The following is a 23,529-nucleotide window of genomic DNA, read 5'->3' as shown; positions in this document are numbered from 1 at the left end:
TTGTCACTGATGTTAGCTTTTTGCGGATGTGGGATATTGCGCCGCTTTTAACGGTCAGAGAGATGACATTCCTTCTTCGTATCAGGGTACACTCTACCCAACCCGATCGAACTGCTGCTTCAAGGACCTATTCGGACTGCCAATGATGACCAGATACCTGACGACTTCACTGATCCCTCTCACCCTCGCCATCAGCCTCCTGAGTGGCTGTAGCTCGCTGTATGAGAAGGACGACTCTGACGTGGTCCCCGACGATGTCACTCAGGTTCAGAGCCTGCCTGGCTGGGTGACACAGCAGCCGTCGGATAAAACGAAGGCATACGGTGTCGGCTCGATGGAAGTGTATGGGAGCCCGGATCAGGCGTTAAAGCGCGCAGCTGATTTTGCGCGCGCTGATCTGGTCAGTCGCCTGAAGGTGACTATCTCAGCAACCAATTCCAGCCGCATTAATGAATACACGTCAGACGGCGAAACCCGCCTGCAGAAAAATATCTCACAAGCCGTCAGCAGCACCATCCCGACAGTCACGCTGGATGAAGTCGTCATCCGCGATACATATGTCGATGACAACTACGCCTATGCTCTTGCTGAGCTGGATCGTGCCGCTGCGGCCAGTCGTATAAAGGCTCAGTTACAGGAAGTAGAGACCGAATTAGAAATGATGAAGTCTGCTCAGGTAACTGGCACGGGTAAGCTCGAACGCTTGCAGCAGCAGTTACCCGCGCTGGCTCTCTTTGCTCAACATGACCAACTGGCGGAGCAGTACGCCTTCGTCGCTACCAGCAGAACCCGTCCACAGCCTGCGCAGACTTTGCGTGACTACCGAGCAGACATCCTTGCTGCTGTAAAACAGCTGGATGTTCGTCTCGTGCTACTTGATGACGGCGCTCGCATTATGCGCGGTGGTCTATTTGAAACACTGACAAACCAAGGGCTGCGACTTGGCGAAAGTGACGATCCTGATCTCAGCTTTGAGGTCAGCGCTAACCTCGACAGTCAGCAGCAGGATGGCAATTACTATGTATTTGCCAATGCGCGGGTGAACCTCAGAGACAGTAGCGGCAAAGTTTTAAGTTCGTTTTCGGATAAGGCCCGGGGCGTGTCAGGCATTCAGCAGAACGCCTTGAACAAGGCATCAGAGAAGTTAGCAGAGCAGCTGTCAGAGGAATTGGCAGCCACTCTTACTCAGCGTCTTCGCTGATCTGTCAGGCGGCCTGAACCGCTTCAGGAGCTTGTGTAGTTACTGTGCGGGCTTCGAACTGCTCAGGCGTCATCAGGGTTGCATTGTTTTCATCCCAGATAATGTAGCGCATGGAGTGCGGCACATCTTTTAATGTCAGCCGCGTAACACTCTCAAACAGCTCCCGATTCTCTTCATGGCAATCGCGTAAACGGTAGTTAGGTATGCGCGCAGACAGGTGATGGATATGGTGGTATCCAATATCGGCCGTGAACCAATGCAGGATTCGAGGCAGTTTGAGGTAGCTGGTCCCTGCCAGGGCCGCCTGATAGTAGTCCCAACCCTCGGTTGGAGACGCATACGAATTCTCAAAGTTGTGCTGCACCGTAAACAGGATTATCCCTGACGCACCTGCCAGCGATAAAGCCACAACAAATACCAATGCGAACTCAGCCGCACCGAATGCCATAGCCGCAAGAGTCCAGATACTCAGCAACGCAATATTGTTACCTGCCATGTGACGGAATTCTTTCCAGTCAGCCCAGTACCGGGTGCTGTAGTCAGAGGCCTTGTTGCCTTTAAGCACATGCGTGATCAACCCGAACGTTCCCTTCAGCCAGGTAAAACGTGGGTTAAACACAAAGTAAAGGAAGCCAGCCAGAGGCCCCATGAACAACTTACGCTGACGCGCATAGCTGAGCTTTTGTTTCGGCGTCAGTTCAGCATATTCCTGGGTCGACAACACCGTCAGCGGCCCACGGTATTTCTCCCAGTTGCCGTTGGTCGAGTGGTGATAATCATGGTGTCGCGACCAGACGTACTGAGGAACACCGCACACAACGCCAAAGATGAAACCGGCGATTTTATTGGCACGTGGCGACTCATACAGGCAATTGTGGCCACAGTCGTGGAGCATGACAAAAGCACGAAGCAGAAACAGCGTAAGGAGTAGCACTACGCCAGCGGTCAGCAACAGAGAGACCTCCAGTGCAGCAATACCTGCATAGGTCAACGCGAAGACTGGCAAGAGCGTGGACAGCGTCTGCTTCAATGCAATACCGTTGTTGCGGACAGCGTACCGCTTAATCAGGTCATTTTTTGTTTTTCTGAGCACCTGTGCTCCGGTATCGATCTGCGTCATACCGCTCCCCTGAGAATTATTACAAAACGGGGACAGTCTAGCAGAACGATACGTTTCTGCAGCGGAACAATGTGAGCATGGTCAATTCAGCCTACGCATGGCCTGTTTAGCCACATTTACTAACCGCGTCCTGCACACAGCGGATCAGGCTCTCAGGATCAATAGGTTTGGCGATATGATCATTCATTCCAGCAGCCAGACAGGCCATCTTATCGTCATCCATCGCATTGGCCGTCATACCAATGATGGGGATTTCAGGCATCAATTTGCGAATCTCGCGAGTGGCGGTGTAGCCATCCATGACCGGCATCTGCACATCCATCAGTATAAAGTCGACCGCTGGTCTGGCCGACATCTGATCAACGGCCTCTCGCCCGTTCTCAGCAATCAGGGTGCTGATACCGTGTTTACTGAGAAACTCCTGTACGATCATCTGGTTTACCTTGATGTCCTCAACAATCAGGGCGCACTTACCCTGAAGCTGCCCACGACTTTCCGGAGCGCCCACATCATCAGCAGCGGCATCGCCAACGGGCAGATGCAAGTACACCAGAAATTCACTGCCCTGACCTTCTGTGCTTCGCACCAGAATATCGCCTTTCATCATGATGGCGATCCGGCGGGATATACTCAGGCCGAGGCCCGAGCCACCGTAACGGCGGCTGATCGAAGCATCCGCTTGCCCAAACGCGGCAAAGATATGCTCCATTTTATCGGCGGGAATACCGACACCGCTGTCAGTGACACGAATCTGAAGCTTCTCATCGTCTGCCTCGTAACTGATATTCAGGTCGATGTGGCCTTCGCGGGTAAACTTGAATGCATTGCTAAGGAGGTTGAGGGTAATCTGCTCGATTCTCAATTCATCGCCTATCAGTACTTCAGGCACGTCATTAGCCAGCTTGATTCTGAAATCCAGTGCACTCTCATCGGCAATGTGCCCAAACAAAGCTTCCATCTTCCGCGCAATACGTCGCATGCGCACAGAAGATTGTTCGAGCTCCATGTTGCCGGATTCTATTTTTGCGTAATTCAGCGTTTGATTAATCAGCCCCAGCAAGGTCACAGAAGCAAGATCCGCTTTCTGCAGGTAGTTCTTCTGTACGGGAGTTAACGCCGTATCGAGCACCAACTTGAGAAATCCATTGATCGCATTAAGGGGCGTACGTAACTCATGACTCATGTTGGCGAGAAACGCAGATTTGGCGTCACTGGCGGCATTCGCCCGGGATACAGCGTCGCTCAGTTCTGCCGTTCGCAGCTCAACCTGTCGCCGAACCGTTTCAATCTGTCCCGTCGTTGTCAGCACAAATACCAGAAACAGCGTCGCAATCACAAACCCACCGGTCAGGATGACATAGCTGGTCCAGTCATTGCGCCCGTATACGTAATTCTCGGCCGGAAATATCTCCAGGTGATACTTACGTGTACCGAAGTAAGCATCGTAGCTATGCATGGGCAGGTTGGAGTGCGCTTGCTCCGCCGCCTCGTAGATTGTCAGTCGCTCGCCCTCGGTGACATCGTATAAATTGAAATACAGCCCCGACTGACGAGACTGGAAGACGCTTTCACCGAGAATGCCGCTGACCTTGAGAACACCGCTGGAATAACCGACAAGTGCTTCGTCGTCTTCAAGATCAAACACCGGCATGTACAAAATAATCGCCCTCTTTTTGCCCGTTTCCTGAGCGAGAACAATAGGTGCGGTTGCCACCGGAACATGCTCTATCGCCGCTTTGTCGAGCGCTGCTTTTCGCTCGGCGTTAGCCCCCAAATTCAGGCCAAAGGCACGGCGATTGGGCTCGAATGGGTAGATGTATAAGACCGGATAGTATGCATCCTGATGACTGGCCTCGATCAGGCGGCCACCTTCAGCAAGCTCGGTGAAGGTAAAACCGTCGATACCACGCTCACGGTAGAAAGTTTCCCAGCGGGCGCGACCGCTGTTGTCGACAACCTCTGTCCAGCCTACGCCAAAAAAGGCATCGTCGCGCGCCATCACCCGTTTTGAGAACAGGGCAAACTCCTCAGGCGTAACAAATTCACTTGCACTGAATAAGGCGGCATAAGCAATCAGCTTATTTTCTGAAATCGTCAGCCGTGCATCAACGAGCTGTGACAGCTCATCGGCAGAGGCCTGAAGATCACTGACAATCCGCTCCCGGTTAAACCCGACCGACTTGTAAAACAGCCCGAACACGGCAGTAAGAATCAGTAGTATGGGTACCATCACCTTGATTTTACGATCACGGCTGTAGATCTGCTCAGGAGCTGCCAGCACCATGATGACAGGCGTCACCAGTAGCGCCCCGATCGCGTCGCCAGCCCACCAGGTGATCCAGTTAAACGCCAGCCGTTCTGTGACAATAAACTCGTTAACGTAGAGGGTGATATTACCAATCGTTGTACTGACCACACTGCCCAGGGCGACGACGACAAAACAGAAGCGAATCAGGTGAGACAACTCATCCCAGCGGCTGCGACCGGGGAGATAGGTACGGTACAGCCATGCTCCGAACAACCCTTGCAACGTTGCACCGACCCCCATCGCCACGCCAGACACAAGAGTGGTCACCGACAACTCATTCAACGCTGACGTGGTGGTGTACAGGTTGGCAAGAACAGCGCCTGTCAAAACCCCAGCGAATGCAACGGTTCGGCTGAACAGTAGAAATGATGCCAAGGCAACGCCGGCGGCTGGCCAGACAGCAGCGGCGTAGTCAGGGGGGATGGCCAAGGCTGTGCCCAGACGGGCAAAGACAAAATAGGCCAGTGCAGCAATGAAGATTCTGACGAAAAACATACCACCGTCCAGGAACATAACTTTTCAAGTATAGACAGGGATTTGAGGTTGGCCTTCTCTCGATCAGAAGCCAATGGAGCTAGTCCGTCAACAGGTGGCTGGATGAATGCCATATATGAACTAGTCTCTGAAGAGACCCGTCGACCTGCTCAGACAGTCACTCGGACGTCATCACTCGTGAGTTTGGCGTAACTGGGCAAGGCATTTCAGGTCAAACCTGCAAGTGGTGACTTGGTACGCAACTTGTTTTGAAGTGGCGCCTGTCGTCTCATACCACTGACCGAAAATATCCGTTATAGTTGGCTACTCGGCGACAATAACAATAATAGGAAGCCCCGATGGCAGAAAAAGACTACATTGCCATGTGGTATCACGCGCGCAAACCATACGGCATAACCGACACGATTTATTGGGGTTGGTACGACCCCGAAACCAACAGCACTGACTGGAAGACCTGGCAACACGCGGATGCTGATGGCATGGCGGGCTTCGCCAATATCCTCCGGCCAATGGGCTACCCCTGTTACCCACTTCCCGTCTGTAACGAAACCAGTGTTCCGGGCTGGCGAGAAATCTGCAAAGCCAAAAAAGAATTTCCAACCGAAGAAGGCAGGAAGGTCGTACGTTGGAAGAAAACCTACGAGAACACCCAGCACGACGCACTGTCACCGGAAATTTCTTGTTTTTCAGAAGAAGAAACCACAAAACTGAACCAGTGGTGCAAAGAGCACAAGGTCAGCCCGGGTAGCCTGATCTACGCCGAACTCAGCAATATTGTTGCCGAACGCATGATTGAAGGCGACGATCCTTTTTACTGGTTTTATCCAGTCAACGTGCGCGGTGCGACAGGTATCCAGACCGAAAGCTTTAATCAGGTCTCTGGTTTTTACATGCTTACCAAGCCGACATCTTCTCCTCAGGAGTGGCAATCTCAGATGCGGCAACGCTTTAAAGGCAAACAACACTGGGCAAACTGGAAGCTGGCAAACATTGGTAAGTGGGTTGGAATGACCGGCGTGAAACTGATCTACCGCATGACCAGTGGCAAACAGTTTTACATGGGTAGCTGCTCTAACATGGGCAGCTGGCCCCTGCCCGGCCAGGATAATCCACCCAAGCCAGATAACCGTCGCCTGGTTGCTGTGGCTCCGGGCACGGCCAACTACCCAATCTCGGCGACAACAACAGAGTGGTACGGACAGCTGACACTGACGTTAAAGATGCACCCTCACATCTGCCCAGATCAACAGACCGTCCGGGAAATTGCTGATGCGTGGCGCGATGCACTGCTGAAGAAAACACAATAAAAAAGCCCGCGAAAGCGGGCTTTTTTATTTGCAGAGGAAACGGTTATTACTGCGAATTACCGTAGCGCTGCTGAAGTGCCTGTATGCGCACATCAAGCGGTGGGTGAGTCGCAAACAGAGCTGAGAACTTACCTTCACCACGGATACCGAATGCGACCAGCTCGCCCTTCAGTTCACTTGGCTGCTCGTAAGTCTCTTTTAAACGCATCAGCGCCGACGCCATCGCTGCTGGGCTGACCAGCTCAGCGCCTGCCTGATCCGCGCGGAACTCGCGACGGCGACTGAACCATGCCACGATGGTCGAAGCCAGAATACCGAGAATAATCTCTGAAACGATGGTCGCCACAAAGAAACCAATGCCCGGGCCATTTTCATTCTTGAGAATCGCCTTATCGACGAAGTTACCGATAATACGGGCAAAGAACATCACAAAGGCGTTTACCACACCCTGAATCAGAGCCAGCGTAACCATATCACCGTTCGCTACGTGACCAATCTCATGGCCAAGAACCGCCTTCACTTCATCATGGTTCATACGCTTCAGCAAGCCCGTAGACACAGCCACGAGAGCGTCGTTTTTATTCCAACCTGTCGCGAAAGCGTTAGGCGCATCCGACTGGAAAATACCGACTTCTGGCATGCCAATGCCGGCTTTGTCTGCCAGTTCTTTTACCGTACTGACCAGCCACTGCTCTCCGGAGTTGTGCGGCTGATCAATGATCTGTACGCGCATGCCTTTCTTCGCCATCCATTTAGAAATAAACAGCGATACCAGAGAACCCGCCATACCGAAGACGAGACAGAAAATCAGCAGCGACTGGAGGTTAAGATCCGTGCCGTTCTGCTGGAAATACGAGTCCACACCCAGCAGACTCAGAGTGATACTGGCGACCAGAATTACTGCAAGGTTGGTCGCCAGAAAGAGAAATATACGAAGCATCTTTGTGCTCTCCGCTAATCAAGTAAGGGTCTGACACTGGTTATGAGGGTTTTACGCCCGCATATCAATAGATAGTGAGTGTAAAAAAAGGTGATGACAGTAGTGTTGACGCTTAGTTACCATGCGCCATACCCAGGGGGAGGTTGCAATGTGCAGCCTGAGATTAGCATCTGCTTAAACCCCGGAACCTGATCCGGTTAGTACCGGCGTAGGAATGGGAGGCAGTCGATACTGCACGACAATTCATATTTTGCGCGCCACGCGCAGCTACGCGACAGCCGGGTCTTTGTTTACCAGTATCTTAAGGTTTACAGGCAGACCCATGACTCATAAAACGCTCCGTACTCCACTTGCTATTGCTGTAGTGACCGCCTCCTCAATGGCGCACTCAGATGTCGAACTGACTCCCGTCACCGTTGAAGCAGATTTCCGCCAGACCAATGTTCAACAGATTCCTGAAGCCGTCACGGTGGTTGGCCGCGAGGATATAGAAGCGCGCAGCGCCGAGCACCTTGAGCAGGTACTTAGCTTCGCCCCTAATGTGAACTACTCCTCAGGTGCCTCCCGCGGTCGTTTCTACCAGATTCGCGGCATTGGTGAGCGCAGCCAGTTTATCGACCCGGTCAACCCATCGGTTGGTTTGGTCATCGACGGTATCGACATGACCGGCCTGGGCGGTGCTGCAACCCTGTTCGACGTTAAACAGGTTGAGATTCTGCGTGGTCCTCAGGGCACACGCTTCGGTGCGAATGCACTGGCCGGCATGATCAACATCCGTTCCAATGACCCGACCAAAGAAACCGAAGGCTACCTGTCTGCCCGCGCGGGCAACTACGACAGCTATGGTCTCGGTGGTGCAGTCTCCGGCAGCCTGACTGACTCTGTTCAGGGGCGTCTGGCAATTCATGGCTTCCAATCCGATGGCTACACCGACAATATCTGGCTTAATCGCGATGATGTAGAGCAGATTGATGAAGTTATCGCCCGCGGTAAGCTGGCGTTTCAGCTCAACGAGGATACTGACCTTGGCTTAACTTACCTCTATGCCGATATCGACAATGGCTACGACGCATTCAGCCTCGATAACACCCGCGAGACGTATTCCAACACACCAGGGGTCGATGCCCAAGACACACACGCATTTGCTCTTACTTCGGATAGCCAGATTAACAGTGCACTGATTCTTCAGACTGAGCTGACTGCAAGCAAGTCTGATGTGGAATACAGCTATGACGAAGACTGGGCATACGGGGAATACATCTTCCTTGCGGATGAGCCTGTGTACCAGCCGGACCCGTGTGATCTGACCCAAGGGTCATGTCTCGCTGACTTCGACGGCTACAGCTCATTCGACCAGTATCTGCGCGACTATGAACGCCAGTCTGCAGATATCCGCCTGATGTCAGGCACTGACGGCCGTATCTTAGGCAATTCAACAGATTGGGTTGCGGGCCTTTACCTGATGCAGCGCAACGAGGATTTGACCCGCAATTACACCTATCTCGACACGCCGTTCGAAAGCGAATTGGAGACTGCATCGGTTGCTGTCTACGGTGAACTCAGCACACAATTTTCAGAAGCGCTTCGTCTGATTACTGGATTGCGTATTGAGAACTGGAGCAATGAGTACAGCGACAGCAATACCATTGAAGGCTCTACCGATGAGACATTAGTTGGTGGCAAAGTAACTCTGGAATACCTCCTGAGCTATGACCACCTGGCCTACACTTCGCTGGCACGCGGTTACAAAGCCGGTGGAATCAATACTGATCCCGATATTTCTGAAGCAAACCGGGAGTTCGATACTGAGTTCAACAACGCTGTTGAGGTCGGCCTGAAATCATCGTTATTGGCCAACACTCTCAGAACTCGTATTGCCGCTTTCTACATTCAGCGAAAAGACCAGCAGGTAAAAAGTTCTTATGCGGTACTGGATGACAACGGTCAGCCTGTCAGCTTTCAGGATTATCTCGCGAATGCAGCCGAAGGCCGCAATTACGGTATCGAGATTGAAAGTGACTGGGATCTGAGCGAGCGTCTGAACTGGACGCTAGGATACGGTTACTTGATCACCGAATTCGTCGACTACACCTATCAGACTGACGATGGTGAATTCAGTAAAGATGGCCGCCAGCAGGCTCACGCTCCGCAGTACAGTGCGGCATCTGCTCTCACTTACGGCTTAACCGATGCCTTATCTGTCCGTATTGGTGCTGAAGCCAAGGATGAGTTCTACTTTTCTGACAGCCATGACGAAAAGTCCGAAGCCTATGTTCTCTGGAACGCACGCATAGCCTATGCACAGCCGGGATACGAAGTCTCGGTATATGGCCGTAACCTGACTGATCGCGATACCCAGGTGAGAGGATTTGGTGGTTTTGGTAACGACCCTCGTAAAGGTTATGCAGAAGAACCTTATTACCAATACGGCGAGCCTCTGACTTACGGTGTCGAAGGTAAGCTGTATTTCTGACCTTTATGCAGGAGAGGATCTTATCCCCGAGCATCGGCAATAACGGTGTTCGGGAAGAAGCTTCCCTCCTACACATCAAACACTGGAGAACACTATGGAAATCTCAGTAGAAATCAGCAAGTACCCATTAGCAGACGACTATATCCCGGCGATCAAAAGCTTTATCGACCGTCTGAATACCATCGACGGCTTAACCGTGGTCACCAACACCATGAGTACTCAGGTATTCGGCGACCACGAGCTGGTGATGAACACCCTGCGCGATGAAATGAAGCTGAGCTGGGAAACCTACGGCAAAGCGATTTTCGTCTGTAAGTTTATCGGCGTGAATCTTGACCCGGCGCTGAACCCCCACGGCTAAGACGGCGAGCAGTGCTCGCCCTTACCGCATGTAGGGTGCGCACTGCGCGCCATTCATTTTGATCAAAAACGAACACCGGGAGCCACCATGCTCGACACCATTATTTCAGGCGCGATTGAATACGCTCAGACAATGAGTCACTGGGAGACCACTGCGGTACTTCTGGGTGTTGCCTATCTGGTGCTTGCGATGCGTCAGAGTCAATGGTGCTGGTACGCGGCTTTTGGCAGCACAGCGATCTTCAGCTGGCTCTTCTTTGATGTGTCGCTGGTTATGGAGTCTGCGCTGAATGTTTACTATCTGGCGATGGCTGTTTACGGTTGGCTGGCCTGGCGTAATGGTTCTCAGGAATCACCCGACCTCCCGGTTCAACGCTGGGGAATCCAGCAGCATGGCATCGCTATTGGCGGTGTTGTACTGATCAGTCTGATCAGTGGATGGCTGCTGACGAACAATACCAATGCGGCTCTGCCCTATCTGGATTCATTCACCACCTGGGGAGCCGTACTCACGACCTGGATGGTAACACGCAAAATACTGGAAAACTGGCTGTACTGGGTCGTGATCGACGCTGCAGCAATCTATCTCTATATAGACCGCGGGCTCTACCTGACGGCTGTACTGATGGCATTTTATGTCGTGCTCGCGGTGGGTGGTTACCTGTTATGGCGCAGAGACTATCAGGCCCAACAAGCGTCACCTCAGGCTGCTTAGTGAGCTTAGATATGATTCCTGAACAGATTCTGGCTGAGTGGCATCAGTGGGGATTAGCGTCACCACCTGACTCTATCCTGAGCATCCACGGAGGCCTGACCAACCAGAACTATCTGATCCGCAGTGAGGGAACCGAAGTGCTGCTGCGTCTGAATAATACGGCAACATCACTGGGTATTTACCGCGACGAAGAGCTGGCAATTCACCAGCATATGGCCAAAGCAGGACTTACCCCAGCGGTGAGATATCACTCGTCTGAGCTTGATTATTGGGTACGTGATTTTATCCTCGGGACACCCCTCGCTGCCGCGCCTTCAAGCGAGGACCTTCGCGCAGTGACGGAAGTGCTTTCTACTGTCCACGCCCAGCGCCCCCGGGCCAACCTGCATACTCTCGATGTCCAGGCCGCATGCGCTCAGTATCTTGCCCAGTGCGATGGCCATTCAGAAGCTGTCATCAGACTGAAAGAAGAAGTGTCTCAGCTTGTACCTCTCCCTGCCGATGACGCCTGCTTGTGCCACCTTGACCCTTTGCCCGCGAATTGGCTGCGCGATAGCGAAGGTAAATTCTGGCTGCTGGATTGGGAATACGCAGCACTGGCCCACCCGTCTCTCGACTACGCCGCCCTTCAGCTGCAATTACCAGAGAATAAGCAGGCGTTGTTCGAATCATTCATTCCTGAGAGTCTTCGTGCAGTGATGGCCGACGCGCGCGCCCAGGTTCGGTTACTGGATCTCTCATGGCGACTGGCACACGCGACTGGATAAACTCCCTGCTTGGTTAGATGACGCCATATCCAGAGCCACAATTGCGCCTGATAATTGAACGCTCGTTACTTCAGTGAACGGCCTTGATGAATATGAGCACAAAGCGATGCTATCAATGGCTTGGGTTGCGGGGCATATCCAGAGAGGGAAGAAGACGCGGACACCCGACCGACAGGCGCTTTGAAATTGTTCTGGAAGGAAGTTATCTGGGCACCAGCGTCCGCCAACGGATCTGCTCCTGCTTTAGCCAGCTTTCTTAAGGTCAGGTACTTCTCACCGGAAGTACCCTCTCTTTTCGTTATCAGTTATCACCGTAGACAATTTTATATTTTAATTTGTCGAACCACTGCGTGCTCAGAAGCACCCGCATCCACCACTGAATTTTCGCGCTGGGGCCGACCAGATAACGTGGCTTAGGTTTTTTTGCTGCCAGGGCTTCAAGCACTGTATTAACCACAACTTCTGGTTTCACAGCCTTATCGACGCTTTTGCGCACCGCGTCTTCCGAGCGTTTCGAGTCGGCTTCATAAAACTTACGTATTTCTTCAGGCTGGCGCGCTAATTTTTCATGCACCGCCGAAAATGTTTTTTCCCACAACGGGGTGGCCACTGCTCCCGGATTAATCAGAATCGTTTCAATACCAAAACGACGAAGCTCAACTCTGAGCACATCGCTCAATCCCTCGATCGCATATTTAGACGCTACGTACGCACCGGCAAAAGGCCAGGCGACTAAACCAGATGTCGAGCTGACATTAATAATCCGCCCTCTGGTTTCGCGCAAAAATGGCAACAAGCTGCGGATCATGCGTGCTGTGCCAATCAGGTTGGTCTCCATTTGCCACTGGAGATCGTCATCACTCTGAATTTCCAGAGGGCCAATCACTGCGACACCGGCGTTATTAATCAGGGCATCTACTTTAATATTTTCATTGCGCAGCAACTCGACTAATGCATTAACCTGTTCAGGATTACAGACATCCAGTGCAACAGGTCGTATGTTGGCATGAGCATCTCCCAAGCGATTGAGATCTTCCTGCTTACGGGCACCTGCGAAGACGGTATACCCCTGACCTGCTAATTGCTCGGCCAGAGAAAATCCAATACCTGTAGAAGCACCCGTGATTACAATCGCCATTATTTTTCACTCCACTTAAACTGACTGCGGAAAAAAGGTCGCGGCATTACCTGCAGCGCACGGGAAACCATACGAATCTGCCAAGGGAAAACATAACGCATTTTCCTGCGCTTAATTGCCCGGGCAATTTTTCGGGCCGCCCGTTCAGAGTCCATCAGGAATGGCATTTTTTCGAGATCAGGATGCGTTGCCCGCGCCAGCGGTGTATCGATGTAACCAGGCATAATCGCCGAAACCGAGATATTCTGATCGGCGTAACGGAGTGACAGGCTTTCACACAGCATGTTCACCGCCGCCTTAGAAGCACAATAAGCTGGAGTCTGGCCAAAACCATTCAGGCCTGCTGCGCTGGAAAGAATTGCGATTGAGCCAAATCCCTGTGCCTGCATCATCGGCAGTGCACCTTCAACGGAGTTGAGCGCGCCCCGCAAATTCACATCCAGAATAAGGTTAGAGCGATCAAAATCCAGAGGGCGCCCCTGAACTGGCGATCCATCATTCACGCCTGCCGCCGCAATAAGAATATCCAGCGAACCCTGAGCAAACTCACCAATAACCTGAATGCAGGATTCGCGTGAGGTCACATCGAGCGAGTAAAATTCAACGAGTTCAGGCTGATCAGGAAAAGCGCGGATAAAATCATCATGATCGCCGCCGCAGACCCCGACCCGATGACCGTATTTCAGATAGTATCTGGCCAGAGCAGCCCCGATACCCCCAGTTCCCCCGGTTATGAAGACGTTCATATGATTCCCTGCTTGTCTTTTTAATAGCGGCGCGATTTTATAACCGCCCTGAAAAACGGGCAAGGACACCGGGACTAAACGGCACTATTCGGCGCAAAGTATCCTTTTTGGACAACTATCGGGATTAGCGAGTTTTATTCAGCATAGAGTGCACACATTTCAATTTACCGACCACCACCGGGTTATTCACGAATGGATACGCATCCGGGAGCCCCATACTCCGGTTCAGGGCATTGAGCTTCACACTGAACTCACTCCAGCAATCGATCAATCGCTGCGGATCACAGGGTCCATCATCCTGAGGTAGGGTCAACCCCGCGTACTTGCCGAAATCGATCAGGTCCCACTCACGGGCAGTTTCCAGGGTGTCGATGATGTGCAGATAGTGCGCAAACGTCTCGGCCCAGTCCTCCCAGGGGTGCATGGACGCATAGGCACTGATGAATTCGCTGCGCCAGCTCTGATCGTCAGGATCACGAGCATAATGTTTGTCCAAAGCCTCCTGATACGACAGGTCAGGATCACCAAATATCTCGCGGAACTGAGTCAGTTTCGCTTCGTCTGGTTTTATCAATAAATCCCAGTAGAAGTGACCGACTTCGTGGCGGAAATGCCCAAGCAAGGTCCGGTACTGCTCACCCATATCGACGCGCATGCGATGGCGGGCAACGTCATCCGCCTCTGCAAGGTTAATCGTGATATCGCCCTGTGCGTGGCCGGTGAACACGGCGGCAACATGCGTCAATGGCGTGCGGAAATGGTCACTGGCGTCTTTATCCGCCATAAAGTGAAAGCTAAGCCCTTCCGGCGACTGCTGTTTGTCTGGCATCGGTAGACTGAGTGAATCCAGTGTGAATAGCAGACGGCGTTTTGCTCTTTCCAGATTGCCCCACAGCTCGGCATGGCCATCTACGTTCAGGTCTGGGATGTTGTCGTTGAAATGACACGCAAAGCAGAGTGCGGGCTTTGCACTGATCGTATCGGCAGGAATCATGGCATTACAAACACCATTCGCACGATTTGCACACGGCACATAATCACGGCCTTTGTAATGAAAGCCGCCGTCTTTATTTTGATCGAAGACCAGCATGTCGCGCTCTTCAAAACACCAACCGACTTGCCGCTGGCAGCTCAGACACTGCGTATTCTCAAAAAACAGAGCGACGGGGTTGCCATCCGCGGAAGTACAGTCGCAAGAGAAGTAGCGCATTAAATATTCAGCCTTCAGTTAGAGGTGCGTGTGGGGGAGATGAGCACGATGCCAGAGCAAGCGATCACGGTACTCCTGCGGCTGCTTGCTGGCGGGCAAACGCTCGCCACGCTGCGCCGCGATGCGTGTTGCCAACAAACGACTCAGCCAGAAACGTAATGCCGCTCCTCTCAATACCGTATTCCACATGCCAGTCTCAAAGTCCGACAGCGGGCGGACACTTTGATATCCAATGACGAGCGCCTCGAAGCGCTTTGGGTCGAGGCCGCTATCACCCAACCCACTGTCATCAGAAGCACACCAGTCATTCGCCACAATCGCCAGATCGTAGAGCCAGGCGCCTTCGCAGGCGTTGTACAGATCGAGGATTGCGGTCAGCTCATCGCCATCAAAGAGCGCGTTGTCATGAAATAGATCCGCGTGAATCCAGCCATGAGGCAACTGACACCATTGTGCTCGCTGAGCTTGCTGAAACGCCAGCTCGTCGGTTAGCAGCGCCTTGTCGCTGGCGTCCAGATCAGTCGACAGTTCCGGCGCGATACTCTGCCACCAATCGTAGCCGCGCTCATCGTGGCGCGGATCAGGCAGATCACTGGAAGCCAGATGAAACTCCGCCAGCTCGCGACCGATGGCCTCGCATTGTGCTGTCGACAGCTGATCGGGATGAGATCCGGCAAAACGCTGACAAAGAATCGTTGGTTTGTTTTTCAGGCTGTGCAGCCAAACGCCCGACGCATCTTCCACCGGACTCGGGACGCACAGATCTTTCTCCCCCAGATGACGGGCCAGCCGGACAAAATTACGGACTTCATCCGGTGCGTGGTGCTCGAACAGAGTAAGCACATACTCACCCTGTGAGCTAGCCACTGCATAGTTGGAGTTTTCAATACCCGCGCTGATCGGTGAGTATTCCACCAGTTCACCGAGATCGAAATGTGACAGCAGATCAGATACATCTGCTGTCGTCAGAGAGGTATAAACCGCCATAGGAAATCAGGTCACCAGCGAAACAGTACCCACTTCGGCACCCGCATATTCGGGGCATCCGTGCGCTCAAATTCTTCCGCTTCGCTTTGAGTTGGCGTCAGATAATACGCTGGGCCAACCTTTGGCTGCACTTTAATTTCCACAATCTCGCCGTTTACGCGAAATTCGTAGTAGGTATTGTCTCCATCGTTGCGGATGGTCACTGTTTCACCGGCAGGTTCGGCGGCCAGCGCACTCGCGGAGATTACAGCGGAGAGAACCGCAGAGATAAGGCCGACAGCCAGAGTTTTTGGCATCTTCATGGTAGACTTCCCGTCCAATAACGTCGTTAACACCAGTGTACCTGAGAGGGCTGGTAAGCGTCAGTCCTCCTTTGATTTCAAGGCCAAACCAAGATGTCTGAGACCGCAAAACCTGTGATTCTTGTTGATGGGTCGTCGTACCTGTTCCGTGCATTTCACGCGATCCCGATGCTGACCAACTCCAAAGGGCTGCACACCAACGCCATCAAAGGCGTCATCAGCATGGTGAAACGGCTCAATAAAGATTATCCGGACTCACAGGTCGTGGTGGTGTTCGACGCCAAAGGCAAAACCTTCCGCAACGACATCTACCCGGAATACAAAGCGCACCGCCCGCCCATGCCCGACGAACTGCGCGAACAGATTGAACCGATTCATAACATCATCCGCGCTATGGGCCTGCCGCTGTTAATTATCGACGGCGTTGAAGCCGACGACGTGATCGGCACCCTTGCCGCACAGGCGTTAGAACACAAACAGGATGTGATCGTCTCCACCGGCGATAAAGATATGGCCCAGCTGGTGAACGAGCATGTCTCGCTGATTAACACCATGAACGACGTGTTTATGGATGTAGAGGGCGTAAACGAAAAATTCGGCGTACCGCCGGAGCACATCATCGACTACCTCGCACTCATGGGCGATAAAGTCGATAACATTCCCGGCGTGCCAAAAGTTGGTGAAAAAACCGCCGTCGGCCTGGTTGCCGGTTTAGGTTCACTCGAAGATATTTACGCCAACCTCGATAAAGTCAAAGAACTGAGTTTCCGGGGTGCAAAAACCCTCGCACCAAAACTCGAAGAACACAAAGACCAGGCCTTCTTGTCGAAAGAACTCGCAACCATTAAATGCGACGTTGAACTGGAGCAAGGTCTCACCGAAATAAAAAGCACCGAGCCGGATCAGGAAACTCTACTCACCCTTTTCCGCGATATGGAATTTAAAGCTTGGATCGCCGAGCTGTCGGATGAAGTAGGCGAAGAAGTCGCCGCTAAAGTTGCAGCCAGCGCGACAAGCTCTTCTTCTAATGCTTCTATGGCAACAGCATCTGAAACTGACGACGAAGAGAATATCCCGCCGCCCGACGTATTCACCGGCAAAGGCGAGTACGAAATCATTTTCGAACAGGCCGACCTTGATCGTTGGATCGATCAATTAAAATCCAGTGAATTATTCGCCTTCGATACCGAGACCACCTCACTGAATTATAAAGACGCTGAATTAGTCGGCGTATCTTTCTGTGTGGAAGCAGGAAAAGCCGCTTACGTGCCACTGGCCCACGACTATGCAGGCGCACCTGAACAACTCGACCGCGATGCGGTGCTCGCGAAGTTAAAACCGATTTTAGAAGATAAGAATCAGAAAAAAGTCGGCCAGCATATGAAATACGATGCCCACGTTCTGGCGAACTACGGCATTCAGTTAAAAGGCGTGGAATTCGATACCATGCTTGAATCCTATGTGCTGGATTCCGTCGCGACTAAACACGACATGGACAGCCTGTCGCTCAAATACCTCGGCCATAAAACCGTTAAGTACGAAGAGATTGCAGGCAAGGGCGCCAAGCAACTGACCTTTAACCAGATCGGCATTGAAGAAGCTGGCCCCTACGCCTCTGAAGACGCCGATATTACTCTACGCCTGCACCAGATGCTGTGGCCACAACTGGCTGCCCGTAAAGCGCAATCCAAAGTCTTTAAAGACATCGAAATGCCCGTCATGCCAGTGCTTTTCGAGATGGAAGAAAACGGTGCCTTAATTGATGCCGAAAAACTGCACGAACAAAGCGCCCAGATTGAGCAGCGTTTACAAGAATTAGAGCGTGCCGCCCATGACAGCGCTGGTCAGGTGTTTAACCTTGGTTCGCCAAAACAGTTAGCGGAAATCCTGTTTGAAAAACAAGGCCTTCCGATCATCAAAAAGACGCCAAAAGGCGCGCCATCGACGGCGGAAGAAGTGCTTCAGGAACTCGCCGAAGAATACGAACTGCCACGACTGATTTTAGAGAACCGTGGTCTGGCCAAATTAAAAAGCACCTACACCGACAAGCTGCCATTAATGATGAACAGCAAAACCGGTCGCGTGCATACCTCGTACCATCAGGCCGTGGCAGCGACTGGTCGTTTATCTTCGACCGATCCGAATTTGCAGAATATTCCGATCCGCTCAGAAGAAGGCCGCAAAATCCGTCAGGCGTTTATTGCGCCGGAAGGCTACAAACTGGTCGCGGCCGATTACAGCCAGATTGAACTGCGTATTATGGCGCACCTATCAGGTGACCAAGGCTTAGTCAGCGCCTTCGCTGAAGACCGCGACGTGCACCGCGCGACTGCCGCCGAAGTCTTTGGCGAAACCGAAGCCGACGTTACCGATAACCAACGCCGCAGTGCCAAAGCGATTAACTTTGGTCTGATTTACGGCATGTCGGCATTTGGTCTCGCTAAGCAGCTCGGCATTGCCCGTGGCGAAGCCCAGGATTACGTGAATAAATACTTCGAGCGTTATCCGGGCGTGCGCGAATACATGGACAACACCCGCGAACAAGCGAAAGAACAAGGCTACGTTGAAACCCTCTACGGCCGCCGCCTGTACCTGCCGGATATCCGCTCATCCAACGGCCAGCGCCGCCAGCATGCAGAACGCACCGCGATCAACGCCCCGATGCAAGGCACCGCCGCCGACATCATTAAACGGGCAATGATTCGTGTACACGAATGGCTGCCAGCCTCAGGCTACGACGCCAAACTGCTGATGCAGGTACACGATGAACTGATTCTGGAAGTGCGCGAAGATCAAGCCGAAACCTTCGCGGTAGAACTGAAAACTCAGATGCAATGCGCAGCGGCGTTAGACGTGCCATTAATTGTGGATGTGGGTATTGGGGATAACTGGGAACAGGCGCATTAAGCGCCTGTTTCGATAAATATTTATACTCAACATAATTAACGATGGGAAGCGATTAGGGACTCCAGTATACGTAAACCCTTTGGGTAATATCTTATATATTCGTTAATTCTGTGAGCAGAGCCTGAATCGCGAAAGGCATTCTCATAGTCCCAACCGAGTTCTATCAATTCTGAAACTACGTATATAAATTCGAGCGAATCTATGAAGAACATGACAATCTCAAAATTTTCCTGGTAGTCCAGTTTTTTATTGCCGCCATGGACATAGTAATTTCTACAATCTACCGCGTGATCAGTGACAAGATACATATCCGGAAGGTCAACCGATAAATTAGTGTTTATTATATCAACACGACTTCTAATTTTATTCTTTAATGTATGGGTTCCGATGCGACCTAATGCACCCAATATTGACTGACGTTCTAAGCTATCAGGTAGACATTTAAACATGCTTTTAGCTTGCTTTCTCGCCTCTTCCAATGCTTTGTCCAATTCCGGTCTTTCACCAAAAGCAGAAGATGGAATGATATCAAAAGTATTAGCACATTTTACTAATCTATCAGTACTATAGTATTCGCTAAAATACGTACCGAAAAATTGCTCTCTTGGCTGCCTCCATTCTTCGAAACTATTCAGCCATTTAATCAAAACCTTATTAAATTCAGCAACATTGGATTCCGGCTTAATCAAACGACGAGTTCTATGAGGCCTCTCACTAGTTAATTCTGTTCTTCCCAAATATCTGTAAATCAGAAATTCCTCGTCATAAGGTTCAACTCCCTTACAATATCCGCGAATGTTGAAAACCTCGAAATCGTGATCAGAAAATATTGAAAATAGAAATGTTATGGGATCAATTCTTTCTACTGCATCTTTTATACTAAGTAGACAATCGAACTCTAAAGTGAATCTAATTTCATTTTCTAACTTATAGCCCGAAGAGGATGCGCTTTCCCTAACTGGCGCATTTTTTACCTTGAACAAGCCAACCGGAGTTTGGAGCTCTATGATGTAATCGGGATCAGTGAAAACTGAGACTATAGGGTGCTCGCCTACATAAAAGCATGAGTCTTGCTCGCAATCCCTATCAGAAATTAGATTATCTCTTAGTATCTCTTTGACTTTACAATCATGCTTATACAATAGCTCTTTAACTTCGTCGCTAGAAATAGTGAATATATCATGAAATGAGGAGTACTGATCGAAAAGCTCAGTTGCCCCACTCAAATGGAATTCTATGGCGTCAATAACCTTCTCACTACTACCTATGCGCCTGTCACCAATAACCGCATATTCAAATAAAACTTCCCTTATACTAGTAGCTTCTTTTTTATCAGGGCTATAGTGATACTGAGCCGACTGCTCCAAACAATCAAAGAGACTAACTGATTTAAAGTCAGTTAGCGTACCCGTAATTGTTTGTGCTATTGGAGTGGCCTTTTCTAAAGAACGACACCAAAGTCTGAGTCTTGGATTCTGTCTTGTTAGCCTTAGATCACCTACAACTTCATCGACACCAAAACTAAAATTACCCAGAGTGCTATCGCCAAGATTTGGTTCCATTTATTACTAGTTCTCCATTCCTTTAATGACTCGGTCATTATCTACAAAGCCTTGATTCACCCTTGTTTCGCACTGTGTTCTTGCTCGACGACTTCCCATATTTCATCTAATGATTTCCCGCTGTATCCCTGCGTTTTTACACTATCTTCGCCTTCAATAAGACGCGCCCGAATCCACTCAACTTCCCGTTGAGATTCTTCCTCTCTGAGCTGACGCTCACGAATCAGCTCGCGCAGCACTTCGCTTTCGTTGCCGTAATGCCCGGCGCTGATCTGGGCTTTGAGCCAGGCGTCTTGCTGATCGGTGACGGTAATGCTCTTTTTGACCATGGCCATTAGGGTTACTCCAATGCTCTTTGATACTACTTAGTAGGATAATAGCGGCGACTTGATCGGCGGGTCAATTGGCTGCAAACTAACCAAGTCGCACGATTCGCATGGTTTGAACGATATGAACAAGATGACTGCCAATCAGGCAAAAACGCATTTCGGTGAGCTGCTGCTGCAGACTCAGCGGGAGCCGGTGCAGATCACCAAAAATGGCAAGCCAGCGGCAGTGGTGCTGTCGGCGGAAGATTACGCCTCCAATGAAGAACTGAAATTGCAGCTACTGCAATTGAGAGCGGTACAGGCAGAAAAAGACGTAGCGTCTGGCCTGACTACCGATGGCGATGCCTTTCTGAGTGATTTAACGCAACAGGACTAACCCCCACTCCCTCAGAAACGCTATGGCTCATTATTCTCTTACGCCGGCCGCTCAGGCTGACTTACGCCACCTCAAGGCTTACTCAGATGACCGCTGGGGAGTGCGTCATACCCGCGAATATCTGATGGCGTTACGCACCAGTTTACAGACGCTCGCTGACAACCCCGGTATAGGCAAACACCGCCCGGAGGTCAGTGCATCAAGCTACAGTTTTCCGTTTCGTAGACATGTGATTTATTACCTCAACGCGGATACTGGGATCACGATATTTGCGGTGTTGCACAAACGGATGGTGCCCGAAAAACACCTGAGGTCTGAGGTCTGAGGTCTGAGGTCTGAGAAATCTACGAGAGGCCTTGCGAATTGGGCGCCCCTCAAGAGAAGCGCCCAATATTGATCAGCTGATCTGCGGAATAATCTCTTCCATCATGCGCTCGGCGTTAGCGGCAATGGTCAGCGCTGGGTTAGCCGAGCCGCTGGAGCCAGGAATCGCTGCGCCGTCGACCACGTACAAACCTTCTACGCCGTAGACTTTACCGCTGAGGTCACAGGCACTGCCCATGGCAACACCACCAAGCGGATGCCAGGTGCCGAACCAGCCTGCTTCGTTGATCTTACCGCCGCCGCTCTGCACCATTTTTTCCATAGTGTGTACGAGGGCATTGTGGGAGTTTTCATTGGCGTCGCGATCCCAGTTAAGTTTGATCTTGTCCGTCCAACGATTGTAGGTGACGCGGGAGTTCTGATCGGGTACCACCATGCCCATCTGCAACTGAGTAAATTCCTTTGCAACTGATGTCGGCGAGTGCATATAGCCCGTCAGCTTGTACGGGTTTTCTGTATCAAATGCCGCGATCGAAGGCGGCCCACCCTGAATCGGCGCGGTCGAGGTGTCGATGTCATTACGGCCCATCAATTCGTCGCCGTTGGTGCCCCACTCAGCGCCGACCTGATCGTTCAGGCCAGGAATATCCCCACGTTCTTTTGCCCGCAGCAGTAGTCGCGTAGTGTGCAGTGAGCCTGCGCCCATGAAGAGATAGTCACACTCAATCACGTGTTTGCCCGTGATTTTGCCTTTCTCATCCAGCATGTCACAGGTAACGCTATAACCGCCGCCACTGTTGGCTTGAATGTCGGTCACAAGATGCTGTGGATTAATGGTGACGTTACCGGTGGCTTCGGCATCGGCCAGATAGTTACGGTCGAGTGTGTTCTTCGCGCCGCTGTTGCAGCCAAAGACGTATTCGTCGACGGAGGCATACTGAGGCTTAGTGCCGTTCAGTTCTTCGCGGATCACATCCCAGTCGAAGCTGACATGGCTGCGCACAACCTCGAGGCCCGCGTCTTCAGCGCTCTTAATGAATTCACGCTTGGCGGTGTAGTTCGGGTGATTCAGTACGTCGTCGGGAATCGGGCCGCCACTGATGCGATTCAACACACGCGGATAGTAGACCTGATCCATATCGGTGTACGACAGAAACGGCATAGCATCTTCAAAGGCTTCGCGCTTAGGTTGCAGCAGTACGCCGCCATACACCACCGAGCCGCCACCTAAGCAGGCACCACAGCCCACGGCGATGGATGAATCAACAAAGTATTCCACCATCCCCATGGAGCCCGGTATCAGTGGGCTTGGGTTGGTCCAGAGTACGGTGTCGTTGATCTTCAGGGTCGAGCCAGTTTCTGCCAGCGTTGGGTAGCTCCCTTCACCTTCGTATTTCCAGTGTTTGCCACGCTCGAGCAGCATGGTCTGAATGCCCGCTTCGGCCAGGCGCAATGTGGCAACTGAGCCACCAAAGCCCGAGCCAATAACTAACGCTTTGGTTTGAGAGCGAGTAGTTTTGCGGAACCAGCCTGCGTTAGCAGTTGACGCAACACTAGATGCAGCAGCGACACCTGCAGCCGCTGAGCTTTGTAAAAACTTACGTCGGTTTAGCTTTGCCATTTTTATTATTCTCCGGCAGTGACTTCTGTTCTATATGCTGCATTCACTGGAGAATATGATCAACGATTGATAACTGAAATAGTACAAAGCGGCCCGGATTGTTGGATTACAGACAAAAAAAGGCCCGGCAGCCATTGGGGGAAACTGTCGGGCCAACTTCGGATCATTGGGGGAAGTACCGAAGGAAAAAGAACTACCCTTGCTTTCAAGCGACCTCAATCACACTCAATCGCAGGAGGAATATCTTAACTATAGACCCTATTCTCAACTTTGCCGTGCGATTCATCACGTTTTAAGACAGATTTTTCATTATGTCTGTCTTTTAGTTTCACTCTGGCTAT

Annotated in this window: 20 protein-coding genes and 1 riboswitch; of the genes, 9 read left to right on the top strand and 11 right to left on the bottom strand. The window is 51.5% G+C overall.

Features of this window, described 5'->3' with window-relative positions; genetic code table 11:
• The first annotated feature begins 142 nt into the window (after nucleotides 1-142).
• A complete protein-coding gene (locus BW941_RS04390) occupies nucleotides 143-1,201 on the top strand; it encodes an LPP20 family lipoprotein (protein WP_076514436.1) in 1,059 nt (352 codons plus the stop codon).
• Between the two features lie 4 nt (nucleotides 1,202-1,205).
• Here BW941_RS04390 and BW941_RS04385 read toward each other — a convergent pair whose 3' ends face one another.
• Nucleotides 1,206-2,321: a fatty acid desaturase gene (locus BW941_RS04385; RefSeq protein ID WP_076514435.1), complete on the bottom strand. Its 1,116-nt coding sequence runs from the start codon at nucleotides 2,319-2,321 to the stop codon at nucleotides 1,206-1,208.
• Nucleotides 2,322-2,427: 106 nt separating this feature from the next.
• The gene (locus tag BW941_RS04380) at nucleotides 2,428-5,124 is read right to left on the bottom strand and encodes a CHASE domain-containing protein (protein WP_076514434.1); all 2,697 of its coding nucleotides are present in this window, start codon (nucleotides 5,122-5,124) and stop codon (nucleotides 2,428-2,430) included.
• Nucleotides 5,125-5,462: 338 nt separating this feature from the next.
• Between BW941_RS04380 and BW941_RS04375 the strand changes: the two genes are divergently transcribed.
• Entirely contained in the window at nucleotides 5,463-6,431 is a 969-nt protein-coding gene (locus BW941_RS04375; RefSeq protein WP_076514433.1) for a hypothetical protein, read from the top strand.
• Between the two features lie 46 nt (nucleotides 6,432-6,477).
• Here the strand turns inward: BW941_RS04375 and htpX are convergent, their stop codons facing one another.
• Complete coding sequence (htpX, locus tag BW941_RS04370; protein WP_076514432.1) at nucleotides 6,478-7,371, bottom strand: protease HtpX; 894 nt, start codon at nucleotides 7,369-7,371, stop codon at nucleotides 6,478-6,480.
• 125 nt (nucleotides 7,372-7,496) lie between these two features.
• A riboswitch (TPP riboswitch) is annotated at nucleotides 7,497-7,603 on the top strand.
• 90 nt (nucleotides 7,604-7,693) lie between these two features.
• Between htpX and BW941_RS04365 the strand changes: the two genes are divergently transcribed.
• The 4 genes from BW941_RS04365 (at nucleotide 7,694) to BW941_RS04350 (ending at nucleotide 11,686) form a co-directional block, all read left to right on the top strand.
• Nucleotides 7,694-9,844, top strand: coding sequence for a TonB-dependent receptor (locus BW941_RS04365; RefSeq protein WP_076514431.1), 2,151 nt, complete (start codon nucleotides 7,694-7,696; stop codon nucleotides 9,842-9,844).
• Between the two features lie 94 nt (nucleotides 9,845-9,938).
• A complete protein-coding gene (locus BW941_RS04360) occupies nucleotides 9,939-10,205 on the top strand; it encodes a YkoF family thiamine/hydroxymethylpyrimidine-binding protein (RefSeq protein ID WP_068434962.1) in 267 nt (88 codons plus the stop codon).
• 87 nt (nucleotides 10,206-10,292) lie between these two features.
• Complete coding sequence (gene pnuC / locus BW941_RS04355; protein ID WP_076514430.1) at nucleotides 10,293-10,919, top strand: nicotinamide riboside transporter PnuC; 627 nt, start codon at nucleotides 10,293-10,295, stop codon at nucleotides 10,917-10,919.
• A gap of 11 nt (nucleotides 10,920-10,930) precedes the next feature.
• A complete protein-coding gene (locus BW941_RS04350) occupies nucleotides 10,931-11,686 on the top strand; it encodes a choline/ethanolamine kinase family protein (protein WP_175607863.1) in 756 nt (251 codons plus the stop codon).
• 301 nt (nucleotides 11,687-11,987) lie between these two features.
• Here the strand turns inward: BW941_RS04350 and BW941_RS04345 are convergent, their stop codons facing one another.
• From BW941_RS04345 to BW941_RS04325, 5 genes are all read right to left on the bottom strand, one after another.
• A complete protein-coding gene (locus BW941_RS04345; protein WP_076514428.1) occupies nucleotides 11,988-12,824 on the bottom strand; it encodes an SDR family oxidoreductase in 837 nt (278 codons plus the stop codon).
• Nucleotides 12,824-13,570, bottom strand: a complete 747-nt coding sequence (locus tag BW941_RS04340) for an SDR family NAD(P)-dependent oxidoreductase (protein ID WP_076514427.1) — start codon at nucleotides 13,568-13,570, stop codon at nucleotides 12,824-12,826. The genes BW941_RS04345 and BW941_RS04340 overlap by 1 nt, the downstream gene beginning before the upstream one ends.
• Nucleotides 13,571-13,694: 124 nt before the next feature.
• The gene (locus tag BW941_RS04335) at nucleotides 13,695-14,780 is read right to left on the bottom strand and encodes a zinc-binding metallopeptidase family protein (RefSeq protein ID WP_076514426.1); all 1,086 of its coding nucleotides are present in this window, start codon (nucleotides 14,778-14,780) and stop codon (nucleotides 13,695-13,697) included.
• 18 nt (nucleotides 14,781-14,798) lie between these two features.
• Nucleotides 14,799-15,767, bottom strand: a complete 969-nt coding sequence (locus BW941_RS04330) for a homoserine kinase (protein WP_076514425.1) — start codon at nucleotides 15,765-15,767, stop codon at nucleotides 14,799-14,801.
• An 11-nt stretch (nucleotides 15,768-15,778) separates the two neighbouring features.
• On the bottom strand, nucleotides 15,779-16,069 hold the full coding sequence (locus BW941_RS04325) for a DUF2782 domain-containing protein (RefSeq protein WP_245820038.1): 291 nt from the start codon (nucleotides 16,067-16,069) through the stop codon (nucleotides 15,779-15,781).
• A gap of 93 nt (nucleotides 16,070-16,162) precedes the next feature.
• Between BW941_RS04325 and polA the strand changes: the two genes are divergently transcribed.
• The gene (gene polA, locus BW941_RS04320) at nucleotides 16,163-18,976 is read left to right on the top strand and encodes a DNA polymerase I (RefSeq protein WP_076514424.1); all 2,814 of its coding nucleotides are present in this window, start codon (nucleotides 16,163-16,165) and stop codon (nucleotides 18,974-18,976) included.
• 35 nt (nucleotides 18,977-19,011) lie between these two features.
• Here the strand turns inward: polA and BW941_RS04315 are convergent, their stop codons facing one another.
• On the bottom strand, nucleotides 19,012-20,538 hold the full coding sequence (locus BW941_RS04315; protein ID WP_076514423.1) for an ApeA N-terminal domain 1-containing protein: 1,527 nt from the start codon (nucleotides 20,536-20,538) through the stop codon (nucleotides 19,012-19,014).
• A 56-nt stretch (nucleotides 20,539-20,594) separates the two neighbouring features.
• Entirely contained in the window at nucleotides 20,595-20,873 is a 279-nt protein-coding gene (locus BW941_RS04310; RefSeq protein WP_076514422.1) for a type II toxin-antitoxin system ParD family antitoxin, read from the bottom strand.
• A gap of 115 nt (nucleotides 20,874-20,988) precedes the next feature.
• Here BW941_RS04310 and BW941_RS04305 point away from each other — a divergent pair, with 115 nt between their 5' ends.
• Together BW941_RS04305 and BW941_RS04300 are read left to right on the top strand one after the other, a co-directional pair.
• On the top strand, nucleotides 20,989-21,243 hold the full coding sequence (locus tag BW941_RS04305) for a type II toxin-antitoxin system Phd/YefM family antitoxin (protein ID WP_076514421.1): 255 nt from the start codon (nucleotides 20,989-20,991) through the stop codon (nucleotides 21,241-21,243).
• Nucleotides 21,244-21,265: 22 nt separating this feature from the next.
• The gene (locus tag BW941_RS04300) at nucleotides 21,266-21,568 is read left to right on the top strand and encodes a type II toxin-antitoxin system RelE/ParE family toxin (RefSeq protein ID WP_076514420.1); all 303 of its coding nucleotides are present in this window, start codon (nucleotides 21,266-21,268) and stop codon (nucleotides 21,566-21,568) included.
• A gap of 72 nt (nucleotides 21,569-21,640) precedes the next feature.
• Here the strand turns inward: BW941_RS04300 and BW941_RS04295 are convergent, their stop codons facing one another.
• Entirely contained in the window at nucleotides 21,641-23,188 is a 1,548-nt protein-coding gene (locus BW941_RS04295; protein ID WP_076514419.1) for a GMC oxidoreductase, read from the bottom strand.
• Nucleotides 23,189-23,529 lie beyond the last annotated feature (341 nt).

This window comes from Thalassolituus maritimus (genome assembly GCF_900156675.1).
GTDB lineage: Bacteria > Pseudomonadota > Gammaproteobacteria > Pseudomonadales > Oceanobacteraceae > Thalassolituus > Thalassolituus maritimus.
The sequence above is the reverse complement of the archived record's forward strand: the minus strand, read 5'-3'. Positions and strand labels throughout refer to the sequence as shown.

Coding starts and splice junctions, on each gene's coding strand:
- BW941_RS04375 (WP_076514433.1), top strand. CDS start 5,463: ATGGCAGAAAAAGACTACATTGCCATGTGGTATCACGCGCGCAAACCA.
- BW941_RS04380 (WP_076514434.1), bottom strand. CDS start 5,124: ATGTTTTTCGTCAGAATCTTCATTGCTGCACTGGCCTATTTTGTCTTT.
- BW941_RS04325 (WP_245820038.1), bottom strand. CDS start 16,069: ATGAAGATGCCAAAAACTCTGGCTGTCGGCCTTATCTCTGCGGTTCTC.
- BW941_RS04345 (WP_076514428.1), bottom strand. CDS start 12,824: ATGGCGATTGTAATCACGGGTGCTTCTACAGGTATTGGATTTTCTCTG.
- BW941_RS04340 (WP_076514427.1), bottom strand. CDS start 13,570: ATGAACGTCTTCATAACCGGGGGAACTGGGGGTATCGGGGCTGCTCTG.
- BW941_RS04305 (WP_076514421.1), top strand. CDS start 20,989: ATGAACAAGATGACTGCCAATCAGGCAAAAACGCATTTCGGTGAGCTG.
- pnuC (WP_076514430.1), top strand. CDS start 10,293: ATGCTCGACACCATTATTTCAGGCGCGATTGAATACGCTCAGACAATG.
- BW941_RS04360 (WP_068434962.1), top strand. CDS start 9,939: ATGGAAATCTCAGTAGAAATCAGCAAGTACCCATTAGCAGACGACTAT.
- BW941_RS04385 (WP_076514435.1), bottom strand. CDS start 2,321: ATGACGCAGATCGATACCGGAGCACAGGTGCTCAGAAAAACAAAAAAT.
- BW941_RS04365 (WP_076514431.1), top strand. CDS start 7,694: ATGACTCATAAAACGCTCCGTACTCCACTTGCTATTGCTGTAGTGACC.
- BW941_RS04330 (WP_076514425.1), bottom strand. CDS start 15,767: ATGGCGGTTTATACCTCTCTGACGACAGCAGATGTATCTGATCTGCTG.
- polA (WP_076514424.1), top strand. CDS start 16,163: ATGTCTGAGACCGCAAAACCTGTGATTCTTGTTGATGGGTCGTCGTAC.
- BW941_RS04315 (WP_076514423.1), bottom strand. CDS start 20,538: ATGGAACCAAATCTTGGCGATAGCACTCTGGGTAATTTTAGTTTTGGT.
- BW941_RS04310 (WP_076514422.1), bottom strand. CDS start 20,873: ATGGCCATGGTCAAAAAGAGCATTACCGTCACCGATCAGCAAGACGCC.
- BW941_RS04295 (WP_076514419.1), bottom strand. CDS start 23,188: ATGGCAAAGCTAAACCGACGTAAGTTTTTACAAAGCTCAGCGGCTGCA.
- BW941_RS04350 (WP_175607863.1), top strand. CDS start 10,931: ATGATTCCTGAACAGATTCTGGCTGAGTGGCATCAGTGGGGATTAGCG.
- BW941_RS04390 (WP_076514436.1), top strand. CDS start 143: ATGATGACCAGATACCTGACGACTTCACTGATCCCTCTCACCCTCGCC.
- BW941_RS04335 (WP_076514426.1), bottom strand. CDS start 14,780: ATGCGCTACTTCTCTTGCGACTGTACTTCCGCGGATGGCAACCCCGTC.
- BW941_RS04300 (WP_076514420.1), top strand. CDS start 21,266: ATGGCTCATTATTCTCTTACGCCGGCCGCTCAGGCTGACTTACGCCAC.
- htpX (WP_076514432.1), bottom strand. CDS start 7,371: ATGCTTCGTATATTTCTCTTTCTGGCGACCAACCTTGCAGTAATTCTG.